Genomic DNA, 3,332 nt, shown 5'->3' with positions numbered 1-3,332 from the left:
GGGGACAACATCAAGATCGTGGTCACCCTCATCAACCCCATCGCCATGGAACAGGGCCTGCGCTTCGCCATCCGCGAAGGCGGCCGGACCGTGGGCGCGGGGGTGGTGGCGAAGGTGATTGAATAGGGTACAGGCGCGCGCGGACGTTGTCCGCGCGGATGATTTAGGCCAGTAGCTCAATTGGCAGAGCGGCGGTCTCCAAAACCGCAGGTTGGGGGTTCGATTCCCTCCTGGCCTGCCAGAAGACTGGCAATGAAGGATTTTTAGTAGTGATAGCGGACAAATTGAAACTGATTCTCGCGGTGCTGCTGGTAGCCGGCGGCATCGGAGGATTCTATTACTTTGGCGACAAACCGGACTTGATCCGGGTGGCAGTCGTTCTGCTGGGCGCGGTACTGGCGGTGGCCATCGCGGCGACGACGGCGACCGGCCGCGGCACCTGGGAATTTTTCAAGGGTGCGCGCCTGGAACTGCGCAAGGTGATCTGGCCGGCAAGAAAGGAAACCATGCAGATTACCCTGGTCGTGTTTGTCATGGTGATACTCGTGGCGGTTTATATGTGGGTCATCGACTGGGGATTGCACCAGGTTGTCAGAGCGGTCACGGGATAGGAGCTGAATTCATGACGATGCGCTGGTATGTCGTGCACACCTATTCCGGATTCGAGAAGCAGGTGGTGCGCTCGCTCAAGGAACACATCCGCAACACCGGGATGGAGGAAAAGTTCGGCGAAATTCTGGTGCCGACCGAAGAGGTCGTGGAGATGAAAAGCGGCCAGAAGCGCACCAGCGAACGCAAGTTCTTCCCCGGCTATGTGCTGGTGAAGATGGAGATGGACGACGAGACCTGGCACCTCGTGAAAGACGTACCGAAGGTGAGCGGTTTTATCGGCGGTTCCGGCACCAAGCCGACGCCGATCACCGACAAGGAAGCGGATGCGATTCTGCGGCAGGTGCAGGAAGGCGTGGAGAAGCCGCGCCCAAAATTCTCGTTCATGGCCGGCGAGCAGGTGCGCGTGATCGACGGCCCGTTCGCCGATTTCCACGGTACGGTCGAGGACGTCAACTATGAGAAGAACAAGCTCAAGGTGGCGGTGTCGATCTTCGGACGGCAGACGCCGGTGGAACTCGAATTCAGTCAGGTGGAAAAGGCGTAAAGCGATTTCTGATTACAGATTTGTAATTTCTGATTGGTTGTCCGGCAATCAGAAATCTGAAATTCGAAATCTGAGATTTTTAAACTGGGGAGGCTGACAACAGCCGTTTGCACCCGTAAGGAGTAATCATGGCAAAGAAAGTAACGGCGTATATCAAGTTGCAGGTGCCGGCCGGGTCGGCCAATCCGTCCCCGCCGGTGGGACCGGCGCTCGGCCAGCACGGCCTGAACATCATGGAGTTCTGCAAGCAGTTCAACGCGCAGACCCAGAAGATGGAAAAGGGCATGCCGACTCCCGTCATCATCACGGCGTTCAGCGACAAGAGTTTCACCTTCATCACCAAGACGCCGCCGGCGTCGGTGCTGATCAAGAAGGCGCTCGGGCTCGAGTCCGGCAGCGGCAACGCGCTAAAGGACAAGGTCGGCAAGCTCTCGCGCAAGCAGCTCGAGGAAATCGCCAAGATCAAGATGCCCGATCTCAATTGTTACGACATCAACACCGCGGTGAAAATCATCGCGGGCAGCGCACGCCAGATGGGCGTGGAATGCGAGGGGGTGTGATATGGCCGGTAAACGCCTGAAAGCCCAGCTCGCCAAAGTCGATCGCATGAAGAATTATCCGCTCGACGAGGCCCTGAATATTCTCAAGGGCACCGCCAGCGCCAAGTTCGACGAATCGGTGGACGTTGCGATCAACCTCGGCATCGACGCCAAGAAGTCGGACCAGAACGTACGCGGCACGGCGGTGATGCCGCGCGGCACCGGCAAGAAGGTGCGTATCGCGGTGTTCGCCGAAGGCAACGCCGCCGAGGCTGCGAAAAAGGCCGGCGCCGAAATCGTCGGTTTCCAGGACCTCGCGGACCAGATCAAGGCGGGCAAGATCGAATTCGATCTTGCCATCGCGACTCCTGAGGCCATGAAGATCGTGGGTCAGCTCGGCCAGATTCTCGGCCCGCGCGGCCTGATGCCGAATCCGAAGGTCGGCACCGTGACGCCGAACGTGGCCAAGGCCGTCGAAAACGCCAAGGCCGGCCAGGCACAGTTCCGTACCGACAAGGCCGGCATCGTGCATTGCGCGATCGGCAAGGCCTCGTTCGAGGCCGAGGCGCTCAAGGAGAATTTCCTGTCGCTCGTCTCGGCGCTGAACAAAGTCAAGCCGGCGGCGTCGAAAGGCGCGTTCCTGAAGAAGGTGACGATTTCGACGACGATGGGTCCGGGCATCCGCCTGGACACGTCAAGTTTGTAAGAGTTTTGGTGTGAGCGGTCGGCTTGTCGACCGCGATGATGATTCAAGCGATCAGCTCGCTGATCGCGTTATTAGTGAAACGAACTTTGGGTCGCTTCGTGCCGTTTTTTTGGCGCGGAGCGTTGTCAAAGACCGCAGGTGCGCCGTGGCAATGATGTTGGTTGTGGGGCGCTTAATCGGCTGAAGCAGCCTGCGCAGACGGTGTGCCCGACACAGGATTTACCTCCTGAAAAGGTCGCCGTTGTTTATAGACGTAGCAACCGGAGGTGACTCGTATGAGTCTGACATTAGATGAGAAAAAGGCGGTTGTCGCCGAAGTATCCGAGAAGTTGACGGGTGCCCAGGCAGCCATGTTGGCCGAGTATCGTGGGCTGAGCGTTGCCCAGATGACCACGCTGCGTCGCAAGGCGTATGACGGCAAGGTTTATCTGCGCGTCGTGAAAAACACGCTGGCTCGGCGTGCCGTGGAGGGCACGAGCTTCGAATGCCTCAAGGACCAGATGGTAGGTCCCTTGGCGTTTGCGGTGTCGGCCGATCCCGTGGCGGTGGCCAAGATATTGAGCGAGTTCGCGAAAGACAATGAAATGCTCAAGATCAAGGCCGGTGCCATGAGCGGCAAGCTCATGTCCCTGGCGCAGATCCAGGCGTTGGCGGTTCTGCCCGGACGCGAGCAATTGCTGGCTCAGCTACTCGGCACGATGCAGGCGCCGGTCCAGAAGTTCGTCCAGACCTTGAACGAGGTCCCGGCGAAGTTCGTACGGGCCCTGGCCGCGGTGCGCGACGCCAAGGCGCAAGCCGCCTAAACGATCAATCATTCAAGACTTTATTCAGGAGATTTAATCATGGCTGTTTCCAAAGAAGAGATACTTAATACCATTTCCAGCATGTCGGTGCTGGAGCTCTCCGAGCTCATCAAGGAGATGGAGACCAA

Annotated in this window: 5 protein-coding genes, 1 tRNA gene and 2 pseudogenes; all 8 read left to right on the top strand. The window is 58.4% G+C overall.

All coding sequences use genetic code 11. From position 1 onward, the window contains the following. Positions 1-126: pseudogene (gene tuf, locus WB402_RS04895) on the top strand (elongation factor Tu); the annotation flags it as partial. Positions 127-165: 39 nt separating this feature from the next. Beyond that, positions 166-241, top strand: a tRNA-Trp gene (locus WB402_RS04890). A gap of 28 nt (positions 242-269) precedes the next feature. Next, entirely contained in the window at positions 270-611 is a 342-nt protein-coding gene (gene secE, locus WB402_RS04885; protein WP_424205795.1) for a preprotein translocase subunit SecE, read from the top strand. An 11-nt stretch (positions 612-622) separates the two neighbouring features. Continuing rightward, positions 623-1,156 carry a transcription termination/antitermination protein NusG gene (gene nusG / locus WB402_RS04880; protein WP_424205794.1) on the top strand — a complete coding sequence of 178 codons (534 nt, stop codon included), beginning with the start codon at positions 623-625 and terminating at the stop codon, positions 1,154-1,156. Positions 1,157-1,284: 128 nt separating this feature from the next. Beyond that, the gene (rplK, locus tag WB402_RS04875; protein WP_424205793.1) at positions 1,285-1,716 is read left to right on the top strand and encodes a 50S ribosomal protein L11; all 432 of its coding nucleotides are present in this window, start codon (positions 1,285-1,287) and stop codon (positions 1,714-1,716) included. A gap of 1 nt (position 1,717) precedes the next feature. Continuing rightward, positions 1,718-2,401 carry a 50S ribosomal protein L1 gene (rplA, locus tag WB402_RS04870; RefSeq protein WP_424205792.1) on the top strand — a complete coding sequence of 228 codons (684 nt, stop codon included), beginning with the start codon at positions 1,718-1,720 and terminating at the stop codon, positions 2,399-2,401. Positions 2,402-2,676: 275 nt separating this feature from the next. Next, positions 2,677-3,204, top strand: a complete 528-nt coding sequence (gene rplJ, locus WB402_RS04865) for a 50S ribosomal protein L10 (RefSeq protein ID WP_424205791.1) — start codon at positions 2,677-2,679, stop codon at positions 3,202-3,204. A 39-nt stretch (positions 3,205-3,243) separates the two neighbouring features. Further along, positions 3,244-3,332: pseudogene (gene rplL, locus WB402_RS04860) on the top strand (50S ribosomal protein L7/L12); the annotation flags it as partial.

Source organism: Sulfuricaulis sp., from assembly GCF_049587675.1.
Lineage (GTDB): Bacteria > Pseudomonadota > Gammaproteobacteria > Acidiferrobacterales > Sulfurifustaceae > Sulfuricaulis.
This window is presented reverse-complemented; position numbering and strand designations above follow the sequence as displayed.